The organism is Pseudonocardia sp. ICBG1142 (assembly GCF_020496255.1).
Taxonomy (GTDB): Bacteria; Actinomycetota; Actinomycetes; order Mycobacteriales; family Pseudonocardiaceae; genus Pseudonocardia.
Window position 1 is genome coordinate 1 of sequence record NZ_JAHLJC010000015.1, and the last position, 19,815, is coordinate 19,815.

Sequence of the window (19,815 nt, forward strand, 5' to 3'; positions counted from 1 at the left end):
CGGCGCGCGCGGCGGTAGTCGTAGGTATCGGGGTCGATCGCGGCGCCGTTGCCGTCGACGCGGCCGTAGGTGTCCAGGGTCAGGGTGAGGAAGGTCGAGGGCCGATATTTCCCGCCGAACACCCGTCCGATCGTGCGGTCCTCCACAGGCCGCCGGGGCAGGTTCGGGGCGTCCTGACGACGCCGGGTAGTCCGGCGGATGGCCTTCGGGCGGGGGTCGAGCGGGGCGAGGGGTCCGCGGACTCCGAGGGCGCGGAGTTCGGTGTCGATGTCCTCGACGATCTCGCGTATCTCATCACACTCGGCGTTGTCTCCGGCGGCGAGACAGTCAGTGTAGGCGGCGTGGAAGTCCGCGCGGGCGGCCATCAACTCTTTCTGCGCGGTCGTCGGGTCGGCAGGTGTGACGGCGGGTTCGTTCTCCAGGTGCCAGCCTTCGCGGCACTGGGTCATCCGCAGCCGTCGGGCCTTGTCTGAGCAGGGGCGGCACTGGTCTTCCCGTGTCGAACCGCACGGCACCGGCACGACATCGATCCGTCCGGTGGATTGGTCGATGCGGCGCATCGCCAGGGGGCGGACACACACGCCGTGGTCCTCGGCGAGCTGGACCGCGACCTCGTGCGACAGGGCCAGCATCGCCTTCTGCGCCCGGGTGAGCGTGTCCTGATCGACCGGCTCCCGCCCCGGCGCGCTGTCGGTCACGGTGTCGGCGCTGTCGGTGTGGGTGTCGGCGTTGGTCATGCTGCGTCTCCGATCTCGCGGTGGTGGACGGTCGGGTCGGGGAGGGTCAGGACCGGCGCCACTCCGGCGGTCGGGGAAGTGCGGGTGACGAAGGCTTCTAGGTCTTTGACCGCACCGTCAGACACCCACCCGGCCCGGATACGCAGGGGTTCACGGATGCCGTCGCCGAACAGATAGCCCACGCCGGGTTCGTCTTCACCGATCCGGTTGGCCCACGCACCACGGTCGTAGGCGTGATCGCCGAGGACCATCGACACATGGGACTTCGAGGCGACGCGTAGGCAGATGCGGCGGGGGAACAGCTCCCGCACCGGGACGGTGTCCTTGGTCGGTTCCTGCACATAGCCGCGCACGGTGTAGCCCAACGCGCGGCCCTGGGTGGTGAGCAGGGCGACGCGGTCGGTGATCGCCTCGCGGGTCTTGCGGTCCCCGCCGTAACGCAGCAGCGCACCGATCTCGTCGAACTCCACGATCTCCAACGGGGTGTCCCGGGTGACGGGGACCAGGCGGGTCGCCCCGGCGTACTCGCGTTTACGGGCCTCCATGCTCTCGACAAGATCATCGAGGAGGGCGAGGGCGTCTTTGCTGGTGACGGCGTAGCGGTGGAACACTCCCCGCCCGTAGGCCAGCTCCATACCTTTCGGGTCGATCCCGTTGACCCGGACCAGGCCGTCACCGATCGCGGGGGCGATCGCACACAACGGCGCCCACATCAACGACCCCTTCCCCGCCCCAGTCGCCCCCGCGACCAGGGTGTGACCACCGATCAACGACTGATGCCAGTCCGTGCCGTACTCGGTGTGCCCGGACCAGACCTTCTCCAGGTCGATCGCCGACCCGTCCAGGTCGGACAGGGTGTCCAGGCCCGGCGCCCGCACCACCCCGGACAGCAGGTTGCGGCGCTGGAAATCGATCGACACCACATTCGGGGACAACTCCCGCACCTGACAACGCCGCACCCTGCGCGCGACAGCGAGGGCGCGGGTGGCGGTGTCGAACTCTTCCGGGGTCTGCCCGGGAACGAGGCGGACCCGGACCTCGTCCCACGACGGCCCCGAGCGCACCCCCAGAATCCGAGGGAGCTGATCAGCCACCGGCCGCGACCTCGACAAGACCGGGGTGCGGCGCAATGGATTCACCACCGCGATCGGTGCTCCGCCCCGGTCCGGCACCGTCAGGTTGCAGGAGCGCAGCCAGCGCGGCATCCGAGGCGCATACAGCAGCCAGCGCAGCCACCACCCCCGCAGACGACGCCCGGCATAACGATCGAACGACACCACCGATGTCCACCGCCACACCCCCAGCGCGACAGCGACCGCAGCGATGGTGACCACCAGCGAGGGCCACCCGAGCAGCGAGCACCACACCACAGCGACCGCAGCGGTGATCGTGGTGCGCCAATGCCGAACCACCCACACCGTCACGATCACGACGACCTTGCAGGCCAACCAGACGGTGACGAACACGACCGCGACCGTCGCCACGCCCTCGGCGATCCGGCCGAGGAACTGCCCCACCCAATGCAGACCAGCGAGCACCACCACCGTCGCCAGACCGGCAACAACGAGAGAACCTGTCGTGCTCATCGACGCTCTCCGTCCTGTTCCGGGGAACGACGCGGAGCGCACACGGCAAGGAGGGGAACCAACGCGAGCTGGTCATGATGGTCGCTACACCGACGCCCGTCCCCCTGAGATACCGCGCTCAGCGGGGTCAGGCACACCTCGCACCGCACCGTGTCCTCCCCGGTAACGACATCGGTGGTCGTGTCGGTGTTCATGCCGCCGCGCTCCCCGGTGTGGGAACGGCAGCAGGGGCGGTGCTCCGGCGGGCGGCGACCCGAGCGGTGCGGTGCAGCCGCCGTCGATCCTGTGGGGTGGTGGCGCCGAGGACGCCGTAGCGGCGGGCCGGGTCTTCGACCAGCAGCGCCTCGACCAGGCACATGCTGCGGACCCGGCAACCACGACACACCTCCAACGCAGGCTCGGCGGCGTGCGGAGCGGTGTCGGTGGGGAAGAACGACTCGGTGTCCATCCCGCGACACGCCGCCGCTGCCCGCCAGCGATGACGTTCAGCACCGTGAAGCGCCCGGGGCAGGGCAGGAGGGGGTGAAGAAAGTCCGGTGTTCATCTAGGATCGGTGTCCTTCCACGCTGGTTCCGGGTTGATCAACTGCCTGCCACGGCAGCAACACACGGCAAGGAAGACTCGGTGGGGGAGCCCGCCACTAACGGGCTCTCCCACACATATCGCCTGGTCCGACAGTGCTTGTCAGGCGGCGTCCTGGTTCTTGGCCGTATGTCCACGCTGGGGGCCGGGGGCGCGCATCCCCGCCGCGCGAAAGCTGTAAGCCACACGCGGACGCCCGCCGGTCTCCTGCACGTACGGGGTCACCGTGAGCCCGTCGAACTCCACCGGACGAAACGGCAACCCCGCTGTGGCCTCCGGCGGCACCGGCTGATGCGCCGCAGCGATCTTCACCACCACCGTCTTCTCGCTCCGCCGTGCTTCCGGATCGGCATCCAGCACCGACACCGACCACACCGGCAACCCCGACTCCCGATCGACCTGCTGCACCGGACGCCCCGGCGCCGACTTCTCAAAATCCCGCACCGCCTCCACCTCCGACACCACGAACGCCCCCAGCGGGAACACATCACCCATCGCCACCACAAACCTGTTACTACGCGCCATGTCAGCTCCTCCGTGAGCGACAGGCATCTCCCGCCGCTATCCCGACAGTACTCGCACTGGTTGTGCTAGTCAATACTTTTAGTGCGGGTCTTGGCGGAGGTCAGTTGGAGGTGACCTGTCCGGCCAGCTCCTTCACGCGAGGGTCGTCGCCATGCGACCGCAGGAGGTCCGCAATGAGGGTGCGCGCTCGGCTGTGTGACCTAGCCTGTTGCGGCGAGACGGTGAAGCTGCGGCGGAGTGCATTGATCACGGCGTCGGTGCGGCGCAGCTGTGCGCTTGCGCTGGCGACATCGATCAAGAATCGGCCCTGCCGCTCGGCGGACAGACGGCCGTCGTCGATCTGTTCTGCTACGCGTAGGGCTCGGCCAGCGTCGCCAAGCTCAACTGCGACAGCAACCTCGTGCAGACTCACATTGGTCGGCCCAAATTCGGTGTTGTAGTCATTGCGGCCATCGTGAACGTGCTCAGCGGCCTCTCGCGCATCATTTAGGTAACGGTAGGCTGCATCTCCGTCTCCGCTGCGCGCTGAAGCTGTAGCAAGTTGAAGATGAAGTGCGCCAAGCAGTGCGTAGGTTGCGGGGTCTGAATCCCCCTGGGGGTAGGTTTGAGACAGAGCGTTGGCGGCATCGCCTGCGACTCGACGGGCCATGTCGAAGCGTCGGCTCGCTTGAAAGACAATCGCAAGACGAAATGCGCATTCGGCCAGTAAGTGCGCGTTCTTTAAGGTGTGAGCGGACGCCGTGGCGCGATCGATTGCCACCCAGGCTGCATCAAATTCCCCTAGCTTGGCTAGCATTGCAGATGCAGCGAGGTACATCCGAGCGCGCGATTGCCGGACTGCGGGGGGAGTCTCGTTGCCAGCCTGATCGCTGGCGGTTTCGACTTCTGTGATCAAATCACGCAAGAGAATTGCAAGCTCTTCATACTGAGCAGAGTGGGCCAGCTTCCATGCGTGACTGGTTCGCTCTTCAATGCCGGGGATATCTACCGGCTGGGGCGATTTCGGTAGCGCCTGGAGCGCGTGGTTCGACGCCAGGGTTAGTGCTAACTCAGTAGCGGCAGCAGGCTTCCCTGTCTGTGCGAGTGGCCAGGATTTTTCTGGTGTCAGCTCGCCGACCTCAGTGTCAAGGGCGTCGGCTACGCGTTCAAGCACTGACATGCGGTCGATTCGCCGAACTCCGCGCTCCACCTGACTTACCCAGGTTTCAGAGCGTCCGACCTTTTGTGCAAACTCCGCCTGCGAGTATCCAAGCTTCTTGCGCAGGAATGCTATTTTCCGACCGAAGTCTGTTGACGAATCGCTTCTCATCGGAGTGTCGGCTTGCCGTTCGTTGAGGCGATGAACTCGACTCGCAGGTTTGTGATGTACTGCTCGCGTTCTGCCAGGAAGTGCTTCACGTGCGCAGTGGATTCGTGGGCCTCGAAGGAGTCGCGGTCGATGTAAAGTTCGTAGAAAATTCGAGCCAGTGGCTCGGCGGATACAGTATTTACGAGGTAGAGCAGGGTGCCTGGCTCTGAGGATTTGATCTGCTCACACGTAGCTGAAGTTAAAGCGTCGAACCTCCGGGCCGCCTCTGCGTCCGCGAGGTCGAAGCGTGCAACTAAGCCGAACATCCTGCCTCCCGAGTGAGGGACTAGCCGTCAGGCACTGTGCACTTATCATACGGCCTGTCACTAAAAGTGCGGTACGGGCGTCGGTTCCCGAACGAAGTACCGCTGGTGCTCACGGAGGCGGTGGGCGAGGTCTGCTCAGGTCGTGTGTGTTGCCGAATTGTGCTTTAGGGGATCAAGGCGCCGCCTCCGGCGGCGCGGGGTCGGCCACGCCGCCCCCGCCGCTCGCTCACTACACCTCCGGCCCGTTCGCGGCGGCGGGCTCGGCTACCCGACCCCAAGCCACCAGGCAGCCGCCTGAACCCCAGAGACGCCGACGGCACGCCTGCACGATGGCCGCCGCTGCCCTTGCTCCGCGTCACGCCAGGCGTCGATGCGGACCGTCGTCAGTCCTGTAGGCCGGGCGTGCCGCCCGGGATGCCTCCGGCGGCCGGGCTCCGCCCGGACCCGACACCGCTCGGAGATCAGGGGGAGTGCGGCGGGGCTGGCGATCTCCTCACGGCGCGCCGAGACGGCAACCAGACCGAGGGGTGGGGTGCAAGGCTGAACCCCGTGCCTTGCACCCCACCCCTCGGTCTGGCAGGGGTGAACCCGCGCCGCGAGGAGATCACCAGCAGGCCGGGCGCGTGGGAAAAAAGACAACCCCACGGGGCCGGTCGTGCAACGAGCGTGCGAGTACTGGCGGGGAACCACGGTCACTCACGGCCACTCACGGTCAGTCGACCGGCTCAGATCGCGCAGGTGGGCAGGGCATTGACCGCAGTCTTCCAAACTGGCTACGCGGGTTCGATTCCCGTCGCCCGCTCACACCACGCGACCGGCCGAAACACCACCCCTTATCGATCTTGAACAGGGGGTGGTGCGGGACGTGCGACCGGTGTGCGAGAAGAGGGCGAGTGGCCGCCCCCGGACGCTTGAACATGAGACGGCAGGGAGGCGTGCGCATGCTCAACATCGTCTGGGCTGTGTGCACTGCGGCGGGCCTCGTGGTCATCCTCACCGTGTGGAACGGTGGATTCGACTGGCTCTTCGTGGTGACCGGGGTGCTGGTCGTCCTGTGTGCCCATGCTCTTGATCGGGCCGTGCGGCGGAGCCGGGGTGAACCGGGGTCGGGGCTGTACGGGCGGGGTCGTCGCGTGGTCACTCATGCCGCCGCGCCGTCGACGGTCTGGATCGTCCTCCAGGAGGAAGCTGACGACTGTCGAATCCTTGGAGTATTCCACGATAGTGCGACTGCCGATGAATTCATGATGCGAAAGGGGCGCGACTTTCCCGAGTCGACGTTCTCCTGCGGCGAGTATGAAATTGGGTGGACCGAAGACCGGGGGGCGCAGCGTTATCGCTCGCCCGATTGAGGTGGTCTCGGAGGGGTGGGGAATACGTGCCCGATGAGGGAAGCCGCCGGTGAACTCTCTGACGACTCAGCCGTCGTCGTCGGCCTCGATGTCCTGATCGGTGTGGGGTCGGCGTTCGCGGTCGACCAGTGCGGCGATCTGGGTGGCGATGCGGCGGTCGCGTTCGGTGGTGGCGTGTTGGTAGATCAGTGCGGCGCGCATGGTGCCGTGGCCCATGCGGTGCATGAGTTCGCGGGTGCTGGCCCCAGCAGTAGCAGCGAGATGGTTACCGGTGTGACGTAGGTCATGGAAATGGAAACCGGTGGGGAGCCCGGTCTTGACCACGGTGGTGGGCCAGTCGGTTGCGCGGCCGAAGTTCCCGCGTCGGAGCATGCCGCCGCGTTGTCCGCAGAAGATCAGTCCGTCCGGTGGCGGGCCGGAGTAGGCGGCGGTGTGGGTGGTGAGGACCTCGACGAGGAACGGGGGCAGGGAGAGGGTGCGGATACCGGCGGCGGATTTGGGTGGCCCGGGTCGGAGGCCGCCTCGGCTGAGTTGGGCCAGGCGTCGTCGGACGTGGAGGGTGGCGGTGTTCAGGTCGAGGTCGCAGTGGCGTAGCCCGGCGAGTTCTCCCCAGCGCAGTCCGGTGAACGCGGCGGACAGGATCAGGGCGTGGAAGCGGGGTGGCATCGCGGCGGCGAGGTCGAAGACCTGGCCGATGGTGGCGGTGGGGCGTTCGGGGGTGCGGTGTTCACCGGCGCCTTTGATGCGGCAGGGGTTGCGGGTGATCCGGCCGTCGTCGACGGCGGTGGTGCAGATGGCGCGGACGAGGCGGTAGGCCTTCGCGGTGCGGTCTTCGGAGCGTCCGGCAGCGAGCAGGGTGGTGCGCCAGGTGCGGATGACTGCGGTGGTCAGCTCGGCGAGGTCGATCGGGCCGAGGAACGGGTCGATGTGGTGGCGCCAGATGCTGCGGTACTCCTCGCGGGTGCGGGCGCTGACGCGGTGTTCGGTGATCCACTGCTCCCCGAAGTCATGGAAGGGTAGCTGGCCCAGGGCGGGGTCGAACCAGTCACCGCGCAGGATGTCGCTTTCGACGAGGGTGAGCCATTGGGCGGCGTCGCCTTTGCGGTCGAAGGTTCCCGGGGCGGTGCGGCGTTGCCCGCTGTTGGTGGGGTAGCTGGCCTGATACCGCCCGGAGGGCAGGCGGCGGATGGAGCCGAACCGGCGCCGACTCGTCTTGTTCGCCGTCATCGCGTTCCTCGCCGGGGGTGTGGGTGTGGTCGGTGGGGGAACGGTTCGACCCGGCCTTGGGCGAGCCAGGCGTCGAGGTCGGTCACGGCGAAGCGCACATGCCGTCCGATGCGGTAGAACGCGATCCGTCGGGCTGCGACCAGGCGCCGCACGAAACGCGGGGAGGTGTTCAGGTAGCGGGCGGTCTCGGCCACGGTCAGGTACTGCGTCATCGACGGCGTCCCTGCTACGCGGCCTGATCACGGGTAGCCGAACACCCGATTGCCGAACGGTCGTCCGGTGGTGGGCCGGTGGTGGTGAGGAGGGCGGCGTCGTAGTCGGCGCGCCATCGTTGGCGTTGATGGATCGCGTGCAGAAGCAGGACGGGGCGGGGTGGGACGTCGCTGTCGCCGGGTTGCACGGGTTCCCAGTTGAAGGGTCCGTCATCGATCGCGTAGGCGGGTGTCACTCCGGCGTGGTCGAGGAGTTGCCGAACGAACGCGCTCCGGTCCGCGCGGTGATCACCGAGGCTCTTGTTGGACCATTTGCGGGAGACCAGGACGCGGCGTCCGGCGATGCCGAGGTGTTCGGGCTTGTGCGCTGTGCCGGTGCAGTGCCCGGGGGTCATCTCCGGGCGGGCACCCTTGGGTGCGACGGCGTAGAGCAGCCAGATCGGGCAGCGCGGCGAACACGGGGTGATGGCGAGTTCGGCGGTGAGGCGTCGGGCGTGGTCGCGCTGGCGGGTGGTGGCGGTGTCGTCGAGTCCGGCGGCGTGGCCGACGGATTTGGTGAGGTATTTGGTGAGGTAGCCGATGTGGCGTCCGGCTTCTTCGGTGCCGCCGAGGATGCCTTTCACATGCACTTGGGGGCCGAAGACCACGGTGTGGGCCGGCGTGGTGAGGACCTCGGGGTCGGTGGCCTCGTCCCAGGTGGGGAGCGGTGTGTGGGTGTCGGGGTCGACGAAGGCTTTCTGCCGGTGGTCCCAGCGGGGGAGCTTGTCCCCGGTGTAGACGATGTCGTCGTGGGCGGGCCACCAGACCTGGTGGTAGGTGGCGGCGGTGATCGCGCGCAACTCTGCGCGGGGGATGGTGCCGCGGATGGCGGCGTGGAAGTGCGGGGCACCGCGTTTCTGCGGTTCGACGGTCCCGAAGTACTGCACGTCCCAGCCGACACAGCGCCGCGTGTTCTGCCAGAACCTGTCCAGCAGCTTCGGGAAGTGGATCGCATCGCGGGCGGCGCGGCGGTAGTCGTAGGTATCGGGGTCGATCGCGGCGCCGTTGCCGTCGACGCGGCCGTAGGTGTCCAGGGTCAGGGTGAGGAAGGTCGAGGGCCGATATTTCCCGCCGAACACCCGTCCGATCGTGCGGTCCTCCACAGGCCGCCGGGGCAGGTTCGGGGCGTCCTGACGACGCCGGGTAGTCCGGCGGATGGCCTTCGGGCGGGGGTCGAGCGGGGCGAGGGGTCCGCGGACTCCGAGGGCGCGGAGTTCGGTGTCGATGTCCTCGACGATCTCGCGTATCTCATCACACTCGGCGTTGTCTCCGGCGGCGAGACAGTCAGTGTAGGCGGCGTGGAAGTCCGCGCGGGCGGCCATCAACTCTTTCTGCGCGGTCGTCGGGTCGGCAGGTGTGACGGCGGGTTCGTTCTCCAGGTGCCAGCCTTCGCGGCACTGGGTCATCCGCAGCCGTCGGGCCTTGTCTGAGCAGGGGCGGCACTGGTCTTCCCGTGTCGAACCGCACGGCACCGGCACGACATCGATCCGTCCGGTGGATTGGTCGATGCGGCGCATCGCCAGGGGGCGGACACACACGCCGTGGTCCTCGGCGAGCTGGACCGCGACCTCGTGCGACAGGGCCAGCATCGCCTTCTGCGCCCGGGTGAGCGTGTCCTGATCGACCGGCTCCCGCCCCGGCGCGCTGTCGGTCACGGTGTCGGCGCTGTCGGTGTGGGTGTCGGCGTTGGTCATGCTGCGTCTCCGATCTCGCGGTGGTGGACGGTCGGGTCGGGGAGGGTCAGGACCGGCGCCACTCCGGCGGTCGGGGAAGTGCGGGTGACGAAGGCTTCTAGGTCTTTGACCGCACCGTCAGACACCCACCCGGCCCGGATACGCAGGGGTTCACGGATGCCGTCGCCGAACAGATAGCCCACGCCGGGTTCGTCTTCACCGATCCGGTTGGCCCACGCACCACGGTCGTAGGCGTGATCGCCGAGGACCATCGACACATGGGACTTCGAGGCGACGCGTAGGCAGATGCGGCGGGGGAACAGCTCCCGCACCGGGACGGTGTCCTTGGTCGGTTCCTGCACATAGCCGCGCACGGTGTAGCCCAACGCGCGGCCCTGGGTGGTGAGCAGGGCGACGCGGTCGGTGATCGCCTCGCGGGTCTTGCGGTCCCCGCCGTAACGCAGCAGCGCACCGATCTCGTCGAACTCCACGATCTCCAACGGGGTGTCCCGGGTGACGGGGACCAGGCGGGTCGCCCCGGCGTACTCGCGTTTACGGGCCTCCATGCTCTCGACAAGATCATCGAGGAGGGCGAGGGCGTCTTTGCTGGTGACGGCGTAGCGGTGGAACACTCCCCGCCCGTAGGCCAGCTCCATACCTTTCGGGTCGATCCCGTTGACCCGGACCAGGCCGTCACCGATCGCGGGGGCGATCGCACACAACGGCGCCCACATCAACGACCCCTTCCCCGCCCCAGTCGCCCCCGCGACCAGGGTGTGACCACCGATCAACGACTGATGCCAGTCCGTGCCGTACTCGGTGTGCCCGGACCAGACCTTCTCCAGGTCGATCGCCGACCCGTCCAGGTCGGACAGGGTGTCCAGGCCCGGCGCCCGCACCACCCCGGACAGCAGGTTGCGGCGCTGGAAATCGATCGACACCACATTCGGGGACAACTCCCGCACCTGACAACGCCGCACCCTGCGCGCGACAGCGAGGGCGCGGGTGGCGGTGTCGAACTCTTCCGGGGTCTGCCCGGGAACGAGGCGGACCCGGACCTCGTCCCACGACGGCCCCGAGCGCACCCCCAGAATCCGAGGGAGCTGATCAGCCACCGGCCGCGACCTCGACAAGACCGGGGTGCGGCGCAATGGATTCACCACCGCGATCGGTGCTCCGCCCCGGTCCGGCACCGTCAGGTTGCAGGAGCGCAGCCAGCGCGGCATCCGAGGCGCATACAGCAGCCAGCGCAGCCACCACCCCCGCAGACGACGCCCGGCATAACGATCGAACGACACCACCGATGTCCACCGCCACACCCCCAGCGCGACAGCGACCGCAGCGATGGTGACCACCAGCGAGGGCCACCCGAGCAGCGAGCACCACACCACAGCGACCGCAGCGGTGATCGTGGTGCGCCAATGCCGAACCACCCACACCGTCACGACCACCGCGGCCTTGCAGGCCAGCCACACGGTGACGAACACGACCGCGATCGTTGCCACGCCCTCGGCGATCCGGCCGAGGAACTGCCCCACCCAGTGCAGACCAGCCAGCACTATCAGCGTCACGAGACCGGCCAGGACCAGAGAACCCATCGTCGTCATCGCAGGCCCCCGCCCTGCTCGGGGGAACGCCGCGGAGCGCACACGACCGGCATCGGGACCAACGCCAGCTGCCCGCGATGATCACCACACCGCCGCACGCCCCCCTCGGAGACATCGCTCAGTGGGGTCAGGCACACCTCGCACCACACCGCGCCCTCACCGGTGACGACATCCGTGGTCGCCTCGGGACTCATGCCGCAGCACTCCCCGGCGCGACAGCAGCAGGGGCCGCGGTCCGGCGGGCTGCGACACGAGCGGTGCGATGCAGCCGCCGTCGATCCTGTGGGGTGGTGGCGCCGAGGACGCCGTAGCGGCGGGCCGGGTCTTCGACCAGCAGCGCCTCGACCAGACACATACTGCGGACCCGGCAACCACGACACACCTCCAACGCAGGCTCGGCGGCGTGCGGAGCGGTGTCGGTGGGGAAGAACGACTCGGTGTCCATCCCGCGACACGCCGCCCCGGCCCGCCAGCGATGACGTTCAGCACCGTGAAGCGCCCGGGGCAGGGCAGGAGGGGGTGAAGAAAGTCCGGTGTTCATCTAGGATCGGTGTCCTTCCACGCTGGTTCCGGGTTGATCAACTGCCTGCCACGGCAGCAACACACGGCAAGGAAGACTCGGTGGGGGAGCCCGCCACTAACGGGCTCTCCCACACATATCGCCTGGTCCGACAGTGCTTGTCAGGCGGCGTCCTGGTTCTTGGCCGTATGTCCACGCTGGGGGCCGGGGGCGCGCATCCCCGCCGCGCGAAAGCTGTAAGCCACACGCGGACGCCCGCCGGTCTCCTGCACGTACGGGGTCACCGTGAGCCCGTCGAACTCCACCGGACGAAACGGCAACCCCGCTGTGGCCTCCGGCGGCACCGGCTGATGCGCCGCAGCGATCTTCACCACCACCGTCTTCTCGCTCCGCCGTGCTTCCGGATCGGCATCCAGCACCGACACCGACCACACCGGCAACCCCGACTCCCGATCGACCTGCTGCACCGGACGCCCCGGCGCCGACTTCTCAAAATCCCGCACCGCCTCCACCTCCGACACGATGAACGCCCCCACCGGGAACACATCACCCATCGCCACCGCGAACTTGTTACTGCGTGCCATGTCAGCTCCTCTGTCGTTCGCTCTCTGCGTCCAGCTGCAAGCTCTACGTGAGGCTAGCAGTTGATAGCTCAGCATGTCAACTGAATGGCTACGACTCCTTGAGGGGCCTCTGACCAGCGGCGACTTGCAGCGCGTTGGTAGGATTTCTGTGCCCCGCGCGAGCTGGGGTGCAAGTGGAGCGCCGAACGGCTAGCCAGGACGACCGAGTGGAACGACCAGGAAATCGAGATCATGGAGCCATCACGACGGGCACTGTCGCGGGGCGAGGCGCTGCATGCGCAGATTGCCCGCCACATCGCCAACGACATCTCAGCGGGACGCCTGGTCAACGGGGCGACTCTCCCCTCGACCAAGGCGCTCGCATCCGAATGGGGGGTTAGCCCCTTTACGATCTCTGAGGCGATGAAGCTCCTTGCTGGGGAAGGTCTGGTTGTAAACGAGGCGAGGTCTAGGCGGACTGTTCGTGCCCCGAGGCAGGGGCGGTCTGATCTTCTGCGCGACCGCCGCCCGCAGGTGATCTTGATAGGTGGCTACCCGGGTAGTGGAAAATCTGAATTGGCGCGCACGCTTGCCCGTGAGGTCGGCTGGACTGTGATTGACAAAGACACTGTGACTCGCCCGCTGGTGGAACAACTGCTGGAGGTCCTTGGACGGTCTCCCCATGACCGCGAATCTGAGGTTTACCTCAATCAGGTACGTCCTCGCGAATACGAGGCGGTCGCTGCTGTCGTGACTGAAAATCTTCAGTGTGGTAACAGTGTCATCGCTGATGCCCCTTTCTTGAGGGAGTTCACCGACCCGGCATGGCTGTGTCGTACGATTGACGCCCATGCCGCATTCAATGCCGACACCACTGTCGTTTGGGTTGCTTGTGACGCACAGACGATGCATAGCTATCTCCGTCGGCGCGGAGCGCCCGGGACGCGACGAAGCTTGCAGATTGGACGGCTCATCTGGAGGGCCTCGATCTTAATTTCCGACCTCCGATCGCCCACGTTGTCGTGGAGAACTCCGCATCAAGTGAGCCGCTTCAGTCGCGGCTCGCCGGATCATCGACAAGGTCGCAGCGTGACTCGCGGGGTTCTGCTCTATGGGCCGCCTGCAGCAGGTAAGGACACTGTCACGGCAGCGCTGACTGGCTATGATACGCACTTCCATTTGTTTCGTCGCATAAAGTGTGGTCCCGGTAGAACTGATGGCTATCGGATGGTCGATCGGCTGACGCGCGATAGACTGCTCGTTCCGGTTGCGTCATCTGGCAGAATGGCCGGTACGGTGCCACGTATATTGTCGATAGAGTCGGGCTTAGGAAAAGTCTCGCTAGCGGTTGGCCGGTTTTGCATCTAGGTCAGCCGGAAGCCGTTGACGCCGTTGTTGCTGCGACTCCAGAGACTCATTGGCTCGTTTTTGCTCTCTGGTGCCCCCGTGATGTGGCAAGCATTAGATTGCGGCAGCGAGGAAGCGCCGACCTCCAGGCGCGGCTCGCTGCTTGGGACGCCACGCCACTCTTGCCTCCACCGACTACGACGTTGGATACCTCGACGGTCACGCCCGTCGCCGCTGCCCGCCACATCGCCGCTTCCTTCAGCCGCCATGATGCGTCCGGCGGCTGACCTCGTTGCTGGCGTCGTTCCGTACGGGCTCGCTTGCGTCACGTCGTCTGTCTAGGTCGTGTGTGTTGCCGAATTGTGCTTTAGGGGATCAAGGCGCCGCCTCCGGCGGCGCGGGGTCGGCCACGCCGCCCCCGCCGCTCGCTCACTACACCTCCGGCCCGTTCGCGGCGGCGGGCTCGGCTACCCGACCCCAAGCCACCAGGCAGCCGCCTGAACCCCAGAGACGCCGACGGCACGCCTGCACGATGGCCGCCGCTGCCCTTGCTCCGCGTCACGCCAGGCGTCGATGCGGACCGTCGTCAGTCCTGTAGGCCGGGCGTGCCGCCCGGGATGCCTCCGGCGGCCGGGCTCCGCCCGGACCCGACACCGCTCGGAGATCAGGGGGAGTGCGGCGGGGCTGGCGATCTCCTCACGGCGCGCCGAGACGGCAACCAGACCGAGGGGTGGGGTGCAAGGCTGAACCCCGTGCCTTGCACCCCACCCCTCGGTCTGGCAGGGGTGAACCCGCGCCGCGAGGAGATCACCAGCAGGCCGGGCGCGTGGGAAAAAAGACAACCCCACGGGGCCGGTCGTGCAACGAGCGTGCGAGTACTGGCGGGGAACCACGGTCACTCACGGCCACTCACGGTCAGTCGACCGGCTCAGATCGCGCAGGTGGGCAGGGCATTGACCGCAGTCTTCCAAACTGGCTACGCGGGTTCGATTCCCGTCGCCCGCTCACACCACGCGACCGGCCGAAACACCACCCCTTATCGATCTTGAACAGGGGGTGGTGCGGGACGTGCGACCGGTGTGCGAGAAGAGGGCGAGTGGCCGCCCCCGGACGCTTGAACATGAGACGGCAGGGAGGCGTGCGCATGCTCAACATCGTCTGGGCTGTGTGCACTGCGGCGGGCCTCGTGGTCATCCTCACCGTGTGGAACGGTGGATTCGACTGGCTCTTCGTGGTGACCGGGGTGCTGGTCGTCCTGTGTGCCCATGCTCTTGATCGGGCCGTGCGGCGGAGCCGGGGTGAACCGGGTCGGGGCTGTACGGGCGGGTCGTCGGGTGGGGTCACTCATGCCGCCGCGCCGTCGACGGTCTGGATCGTCCTCCAGGAGGAAGCTGACGACTGTCGAATCCTTGGAGTATTCCACGATAGTGCGACTGCCGATGAATTCATGATGCGAAAGGGGCGCGACTTTCCCGAGTCGACGTTCTCCTGCGGCGAGTATGAAATTGGGTGGACCGAAGACCGGGGGGCGCAGCGTTATCGCTCGCCCGATTGAGGTGGTCTCGGAGGGGTGGGGAATACGTGCCCGATGAGGGAAGCCGCCGGTGAACTCTCTGACGACTCAGCCGTCGTCGTCGGCCTCGATGTCCTGATCGGTGTGGGGTCGGCGTTCGCGGTCGACCAGTGCGGCGATCTGGGTGGCGATGCGGCGGTCGCGTTCGGTGGTGGCGTGTTGGTAGATCAGTGCGGCGCGCATGGTGCCGTGGCCCATGCGGTGCATGAGTTCGCGGGTGCTGGCCCCAGCAGTAGCAGCGAGATGGTTACCGGTGTGACGTAGGTCATGGAAATGGAAACCGGTGGGGAGCCCGGTCTTGACCACGGTGGTGGGCCAGTCGGTTGCGCGGCCGAAGTTCCCGCGTCGGAGCATGCCGCCGCGTTGTCCGCAGAAGATCAGTCCGTCCGGTGGCGGGCCGGAGTAGGCGGCGGTGTGGGTGGTGAGGACCTCGACGAGGAACGGGGGCAGGGAGAGGGTGCGGATACCGGCGGCGGATTTGGGTGGCCCGGGTCGGAGGCCGCCTCGGCTGAGTTGGGCCAGGCGTCGTCGGACGTGGAGGGTGGCGGTGTTCAGGTCGAGGTCGCAGTGGCGTAGCCCGGCGAGTTCTCCCCAGCGCAGTCCGGTGAACGCGGCGGACAGGATCAGGGCGTGGAAGCGGGGTGGCATCGCGGCGGCGAGGTCGAAGACCTGGCCGATGGTGGCGGTGGGGCGTTCGGGGGTGCGGTGTTCACCGGCGCCTTTGATGCGGCAGGGGTTGCGGGTGATCCGGCCGTCGTCGACGGCGGTGGTGCAGATGGCGCGGACGAGGCGGTAGGCCTTCGCGGTGCGGTCTTCGGAGCGTCCGGCAGCGAGCAGGGTGGTGCGCCAGGTGCGGATGACTGCGGTGGTCAGCTCGGCGAGGTCGATCGGGCCGAGGAACGGGTCGATGTGGTGGCGCCAGATGCTGCGGTACTCCTCGCGGGTGCGGGCGCTGACGCGGTGTTCGGTGATCCACTGCTCCCCGAAGTCATGGAAGGGTAGCTGGCCCAGGGCGGGGTCGAACCAGTCACCGCGCAGGATGTCGCTTTCGACGAGGGTGAGCCATTGGGCGGCGTCGCCTTTGCGGTCGAAGGTTCCCGGGGCGGTGCGGCGTTGCCCGCTGTTGGTGGGGTAGCTGGCCTGATACCGCCCGGAGGGCAGGCGGCGGATGGAGCCGAACCGGCGCCGACTCGTCTTGTTCGCCGTCATCGCGTTCCTCGCCGGGGGTGTGGGTGTGGTCGGTGGGGGAACGGTTCGACCCGGCCTTGGGCGAGCCAGGCGTCGAGGTCGGTCACGGCGAAGCGCACATGCCGTCCGATGCGGTAGAACGCGATCCGTCGGGCTGCGACCAGGCGCCGCACGAAACGCGGGGAGGTGTTCAGGTAGCGGGCGGTCTCGGCCACGGTCAGGTACTGCGTCATCGACGGCGTCCCTGCTACGCGGCCTGATCACGGGTAGCCGAACACCCGATTGCCGAACGGTCGTCCGGTGGTGGGCCGGTGGTGGTGAGGAGGGCGGCGTCGTAGTCGGCGCGCCATCGTTGGCGTTGATGGATCGCGTGCAGAAGCAGGACGGGGCGGGGTGGGACGTCGCTGTCGCCGGGTTGCACGGGTTCCCAGTTGAAGGGTCCGTCATCGATCGCGTAGGCGGGTGTCACTCCGGCGTGGTCGAGGAGTTGCCGAACGAACGCGCTCCGGTCCGCGCGGTGATCACCGAGGCTCTTGTTGGACCATTTGCGGGGAGACCAGGACGCGGCGTCCGGCGATGCCGAGGTGTTCGGGCTTGTGCGCTGTGCCGGTGCAGTGCCCGGGGGTCATCTCCGGGCGGGCACCCTTGGGTGCGACGGCGTAGAGCAGCCAGATCGGGCAGCGCGGCGAACACGGGGTGATGGCGAGTTCGGCGGTGAGGCGTCGGGCGTGGTCGCGCTGGCGGGTGGTGGCGGTGTCGTCGAGTCCGGCGGCGTGGCCGACGGATTTGGTGAGGTATTTGGTGAGGTAGCCGATGTGGCGTCCGGCTTCTTCGGTGCCGCCGAGGATGCCTTTCACATGCACTTGGGGGCCGAAGACCACGGTGTGGGCCGGCGTGGTGAGGACCTCGGGGTCGGTGGCCTCGTCCCAGGTGGGGAGCGGTGTGTGGGTGTCGGGGTCGACGAAGGCTTTCTGCCGGTGGTCCCAGCGGGGGAGCTTGTCCCCGGTGTAGACGATGTCGTCGTGGGCGGGCCACCAGACCTGGTGGTAGGTGGCGGCGGTGATCGCGCGCAACTCTGCGCGGGGGATGGTGCCGCGGATGGCGGCGTGGAAGTGCGGGGCACCGCGTTTCTGCGGTTCGACGGTCCCGAAGTACTGCACGTCCCAGCCGACACAGCGCCGCGTGTTCTGCCAGAACCTGTCCAGCAGCTTCGGGAAGTGGATCGCATCGCGGGCGGCGCGGCGGTAGTCGTAGGTATCGGGGTCGATCGCGGCGCCGTTGCCGTCGACGCGGCCGTAGGTGTCCAGGGTCAGGGTGAGGAAGGTCGAGGGCCGATATTTCCCGCCGAACACCCGTCCGATCGTGCGGTCCTCCACAGGCCGCCGGGGCAGGTTCGGGGCGTCCTGACGACGCCGGGTAGTCCGGCGGATGGCCTTCGGGCGGGGGTCGAGCGGGGCGAGGGGTCCGCGGACTCCGAGGGCGCGGAGTTCGGTGTCGATGTCCTCGACGATCTCGCGTATCTCATCACACTCGGCGTTGTCTCCGGCGGCGAGACAGTCAGTGTAGGCGGCGTGGAAGTCCGCGCGGGCGGCCATCAACTCTTTCTGCGCGGTCGTCGGGTCGGCAGGTGTGACGGCGGGTTCGTTCTCCAGGTGCCAGCCTTCGCGGCACTGGGTCATCCGCAGCCGTCGGGCCTTGTCTGAGCAGGGGCGGCACTGGTCTTCCCGTGTCGAACCGCACGGCACCGGCACGACATCGATCCGTCCGGTGGATTGGTCGATGCGGCGCATCGCCAGGGGGCGGACACACACGCCGTGGTCCTCGGCGAGCTGGACCGCGACCTCGTGCGACAGGGCCAGCATCGCCTTCTGCGCCCGGGTGAGCGTGTCCTGATCGACCGGCTCCCGCCCCGGCGCGCGCTGTCGGTCACGGTGTCGGCGCTGTCGGTGTGGGTGTCGGCGTTGGTCATGCTGCGTCTCCGATCTCGCGGTGGTGGACGGTCGGGTCGGGGAGGGTCAGGACCGGCGCCACTCCGGCGGTCGGGGAAGTGCGGGTGACGAAGGCTTCTAGGTCTTTGACCGCACCGTCAGACACCCACCCGGCCCGGATACGCAGGGGTTCACGGATGCCGTCGCCGAACAGATAGCCCACGCCGGGTTCGTCTTCACCGATCCGGTTGGCCCACGCACCACGGTCGTAGGCGTGATCGCCGAGGACCATCGACACATGGGACTTCGAGGCGACGCGTAGGCAGATGCGGCGGGGGAACAGCTCCCGCACCGGGACGGTGTCCTTGGTCGGTTCCTGCACATAGCCGCGCACGGTGTAGCCCAACGCGCGGCCCTGGGTGGTGAGCAGGGCGACGCGGTCGGTGATCGCCTCGCGGGTCTTGCGGTCCCCGCCGTAACGCAGCAGCGCACCGATCTCGTCGAACTCCACGATCTCCAACGGGGTGTCCCGGGTGACGGGGACCAGGCGGGTCGCCCCGGCGTACTCGCGTTTACGGGCCTCCATGCTCTCGACAAGATCATCGAGGAGGGCGAGGGCGTCTTTGCTGGTGACGGCGTAGCGGTGGAACACTCCCCGCCCGTAGGCCAGCTCCATACCTTTCGGGTCGATCCCGTTGACCCGGACCAGGCCGTCACCGATCGCGGGGGCGATCGCACACAACGGCGCCCACATCAACGACCCCTTCCCCGCCCCAGTCGCCCCCGCGACCAGGGTGTGACCACCGATCAACGACTGATGCCAGTCCGTGCCGTACTCGGTGTGCCCGGACCAGACCTTCTCCAGGTCGATCGCCGACCCGTCCAGGTCGGACAGGGTGTCCAGGCCCGGCGCCCGCACCACCCCGGACAGCAGGTTGCGGCGCTGGAAATCGATCGACACCACATTCGGGGACAACTCCCGCACCTGACAACGCCGCACCCTGCGCGCGACAGCGAGGGCGCGGGTGGCGGTGTCGAACTCTTCCGGGGTCTGCCCGGGAACGAGGCGGACCCGGACCTCGTCCCACGACGGCCCCGAGCGCACCCCCAGAATCCGAGGGAGCTGATCAGCCACCGGCCGCGACCTCGACAAGACCGGGGTGCGGCGCAATGGATTCACCACCGCGATCGGTGCTCCGCCCCGGTCCGGCACCGTCAGGTTGCAGGAGCGCAGCCAGCGCGGCATCCGAGGCGCATACAGCAGCCAGCGCAGCCACCCCCCCGCAGACGACGCCCGGCATAACGATCGAACGACACCACCGATGTCCACCGCCACACCCCAGCGCGACAGCGACCGCAGCGATGGTGACCACCCGCGAGGGCCACCCGAGCAGCGAGCACCACACCACAGCGACCGCAGCGGTGATCGTGGTGCGCCAATGCCGACCACCCACACCGTCACGACACGGCGACCTTGCAGGCCAACCCCACGGTGACGAACACGACCGCGATCGTTGCCACGCCCTCGGCGATCCGGCCGGA

The 19,815-nt window shown here is 67.7% G+C and carries 17 protein-coding genes and 2 pseudogenes; 3 read left to right on the top strand and 16 right to left on the bottom strand.

The genetic code is table 11. From position 1 onward, the window contains the following. The 6 genes from KPL59_RS12725 to KPL59_RS12750 all read right to left on the bottom strand — a co-directional run. A partial coding sequence (locus KPL59_RS12725; protein ID WP_374111623.1) for a replication initiator occupies positions 1-737 on the bottom strand: 737 nt, incomplete at its 3' end. Then, complete coding sequence (locus KPL59_RS12730; protein WP_226360296.1) at positions 734-2,323, bottom strand: FtsK/SpoIIIE domain-containing protein; 1,590 nt, start codon at positions 2,321-2,323, stop codon at positions 734-736. The genes KPL59_RS12730 and KPL59_RS12725, both read right to left, overlap by 4 nt. A 190-nt stretch (positions 2,324-2,513) precedes the next feature. Continuing rightward, positions 2,514-2,867: a WhiB family transcriptional regulator gene (locus KPL59_RS12735; protein ID WP_226360741.1), complete on the bottom strand. Its 354-nt coding sequence runs from the start codon at positions 2,865-2,867 to the stop codon at positions 2,514-2,516. A 140-nt stretch (positions 2,868-3,007) separates the two neighbouring features. Beyond that, positions 3,008-3,430 (bottom strand): plasmid replication, integration and excision activator, encoded by a 423-nt coding sequence (locus KPL59_RS12740; protein ID WP_226360740.1) that lies wholly within the window; start codon positions 3,428-3,430, stop codon positions 3,008-3,010. Between the two features lie 100 nt (positions 3,431-3,530). After that, the gene (locus KPL59_RS12745) at positions 3,531-4,739 is read right to left on the bottom strand and encodes a helix-turn-helix domain-containing protein (protein ID WP_226360739.1); all 1,209 of its coding nucleotides are present in this window, start codon (positions 4,737-4,739) and stop codon (positions 3,531-3,533) included. Next, entirely contained in the window at positions 4,736-5,044 is a 309-nt protein-coding gene (locus tag KPL59_RS12750) for a putative quinol monooxygenase (RefSeq protein ID WP_226360749.1), read from the bottom strand. Before KPL59_RS12750 ends, KPL59_RS12745 begins: the two co-directional genes overlap by 4 nt. Before the next feature lie 941 nt (positions 5,045-5,985). Between KPL59_RS12750 and KPL59_RS12755 the strand changes: the two genes are divergently transcribed. Beyond that, positions 5,986-6,396, top strand: coding sequence for a hypothetical protein (locus tag KPL59_RS12755; protein ID WP_226360293.1), 411 nt, complete (start codon positions 5,986-5,988; stop codon positions 6,394-6,396). 66 nt (positions 6,397-6,462) lie between these two features. On the opposite strand, the gene KPL59_RS12760 is transcribed toward KPL59_RS12755, so the two are convergent. The 6 genes from KPL59_RS12760 to KPL59_RS12785 all read right to left on the bottom strand — a co-directional run bounded on the left by KPL59_RS12760 (position 6,463) and on the right by KPL59_RS12785 (position 12,258). Continuing rightward, positions 6,463-7,623, bottom strand: coding sequence for a site-specific integrase (locus KPL59_RS12760; RefSeq protein ID WP_226360294.1), 1,161 nt, complete (start codon positions 7,621-7,623; stop codon positions 6,463-6,465). Further along, positions 7,620-7,835: a helix-turn-helix domain-containing protein gene (locus tag KPL59_RS12765; RefSeq protein WP_226360295.1), complete on the bottom strand. Its 216-nt coding sequence runs from the start codon at positions 7,833-7,835 to the stop codon at positions 7,620-7,622. Before KPL59_RS12765 ends, KPL59_RS12760 begins: the two co-directional genes overlap by 4 nt. Positions 7,836-7,849: 14 nt before the next feature. Next, entirely contained in the window at positions 7,850-9,463 is a 1,614-nt protein-coding gene (locus KPL59_RS12770; protein ID WP_226360545.1) for a helitron helicase-like domain-containing protein, read from the bottom strand. Positions 9,464-9,564: 101 nt separating this feature from the next. Next, positions 9,565-11,154: an FtsK/SpoIIIE domain-containing protein gene (locus KPL59_RS12775; protein ID WP_226360746.1), complete on the bottom strand. Its 1,590-nt coding sequence runs from the start codon at positions 11,152-11,154 to the stop codon at positions 9,565-9,567. A gap of 190 nt (positions 11,155-11,344) precedes the next feature. Beyond that, the gene (locus tag KPL59_RS12780; protein WP_226360745.1) at positions 11,345-11,695 is read right to left on the bottom strand and encodes a WhiB family transcriptional regulator; all 351 of its coding nucleotides are present in this window, start codon (positions 11,693-11,695) and stop codon (positions 11,345-11,347) included. A 140-nt stretch (positions 11,696-11,835) separates the two neighbouring features. Continuing rightward, positions 11,836-12,258 carry a plasmid replication, integration and excision activator gene (locus KPL59_RS12785; protein WP_226360753.1) on the bottom strand — a complete coding sequence of 141 codons (423 nt, stop codon included), beginning with the start codon at positions 12,256-12,258 and terminating at the stop codon, positions 11,836-11,838. A 231-nt stretch (positions 12,259-12,489) separates the two neighbouring features. Between KPL59_RS12785 and KPL59_RS12790 the strand changes: the two genes are divergently transcribed. Beyond that, positions 12,490-13,605 (top strand): AAA family ATPase, encoded by a 1,116-nt coding sequence (locus KPL59_RS12790; RefSeq protein ID WP_226360910.1) that lies wholly within the window; start codon positions 12,490-12,492, stop codon positions 13,603-13,605. Positions 13,606-14,728: 1,123 nt separating this feature from the next. Then, positions 14,729-15,139: a hypothetical protein gene (locus tag KPL59_RS12795; protein WP_226360911.1), complete on the top strand. Its 411-nt coding sequence runs from the start codon at positions 14,729-14,731 to the stop codon at positions 15,137-15,139. Between the two features lie 66 nt (positions 15,140-15,205). On the opposite strand, the gene KPL59_RS12800 is transcribed toward KPL59_RS12795, so the two are convergent. The 4 genes and pseudogenes from KPL59_RS12800 to KPL59_RS12815 form a co-directional block, all read right to left on the bottom strand. Further along, complete coding sequence (locus tag KPL59_RS12800) at positions 15,206-16,366, bottom strand: site-specific integrase (protein ID WP_226360294.1); 1,161 nt, start codon at positions 16,364-16,366, stop codon at positions 15,206-15,208. After that, positions 16,363-16,578, bottom strand: coding sequence for a helix-turn-helix domain-containing protein (locus KPL59_RS12805; protein WP_226360295.1), 216 nt, complete (start codon positions 16,576-16,578; stop codon positions 16,363-16,365). The genes KPL59_RS12800 and KPL59_RS12805 overlap by 4 nt, the downstream gene beginning before the upstream one ends. 14 nt (positions 16,579-16,592) lie before the next feature. After that, positions 16,593-18,207, bottom strand: a pseudogene (locus tag KPL59_RS12810) (helitron helicase-like domain-containing protein). Positions 18,208-18,310: 103 nt separating this feature from the next. Then, positions 18,311-19,815, bottom strand: a pseudogene (locus tag KPL59_RS12815) (FtsK/SpoIIIE domain-containing protein); the annotation flags it as partial.

Bases quoted from the DNA above. Each gene is read 5' to 3' on its own strand.
- KPL59_RS12785 (WP_226360753.1), bottom strand. From the start codon at position 12,258: ATGGCACGCAGTAACAAGTTCGCGGTGGCGATGGGTGATGTGTTCCCG.
- KPL59_RS12790 (WP_226360910.1), top strand. From the start codon at position 12,490: ATGGAGCCATCACGACGGGCACTGTCGCGGGGCGAGGCGCTGCATGCG.
- KPL59_RS12760 (WP_226360294.1), bottom strand. From the start codon at position 7,623: ATGACGGCGAACAAGACGAGTCGGCGCCGGTTCGGCTCCATCCGCCGC.
- KPL59_RS12750 (WP_226360749.1), bottom strand. From the start codon at position 5,044: ATGTTCGGCTTAGTTGCACGCTTCGACCTCGCGGACGCAGAGGCGGCC.
- KPL59_RS12800 (WP_226360294.1), bottom strand. From the start codon at position 16,366: ATGACGGCGAACAAGACGAGTCGGCGCCGGTTCGGCTCCATCCGCCGC.
- KPL59_RS12755 (WP_226360293.1), top strand. From the start codon at position 5,986: ATGCTCAACATCGTCTGGGCTGTGTGCACTGCGGCGGGCCTCGTGGTC.
- KPL59_RS12780 (WP_226360745.1), bottom strand. From the start codon at position 11,695: ATGAACACCGGACTTTCTTCACCCCCTCCTGCCCTGCCCCGGGCGCTT.
- KPL59_RS12795 (WP_226360911.1), top strand. From the start codon at position 14,729: ATGCTCAACATCGTCTGGGCTGTGTGCACTGCGGCGGGCCTCGTGGTC.
- KPL59_RS12765 (WP_226360295.1), bottom strand. From the start codon at position 7,835: ATGACGCAGTACCTGACCGTGGCCGAGACCGCCCGCTACCTGAACACC.
- KPL59_RS12730 (WP_226360296.1), bottom strand. From the start codon at position 2,323: ATGAGCACGACAGGTTCTCTCGTTGTTGCCGGTCTGGCGACGGTGGTG.
- KPL59_RS12775 (WP_226360746.1), bottom strand. From the start codon at position 11,154: ATGACGACGATGGGTTCTCTGGTCCTGGCCGGTCTCGTGACGCTGATA.
- KPL59_RS12735 (WP_226360741.1), bottom strand. From the start codon at position 2,867: ATGAACACCGGACTTTCTTCACCCCCTCCTGCCCTGCCCCGGGCGCTT.
- KPL59_RS12745 (WP_226360739.1), bottom strand. From the start codon at position 4,739: ATGAGAAGCGATTCGTCAACAGACTTCGGTCGGAAAATAGCATTCCTG.
- KPL59_RS12740 (WP_226360740.1), bottom strand. From the start codon at position 3,430: ATGGCGCGTAGTAACAGGTTTGTGGTGGCGATGGGTGATGTGTTCCCG.
- KPL59_RS12805 (WP_226360295.1), bottom strand. From the start codon at position 16,578: ATGACGCAGTACCTGACCGTGGCCGAGACCGCCCGCTACCTGAACACC.
- KPL59_RS12770 (WP_226360545.1), bottom strand. From the start codon at position 9,463: ATGCTGGCCCTGTCGCACGAGGTCGCGGTCCAGCTCGCCGAGGACCAC.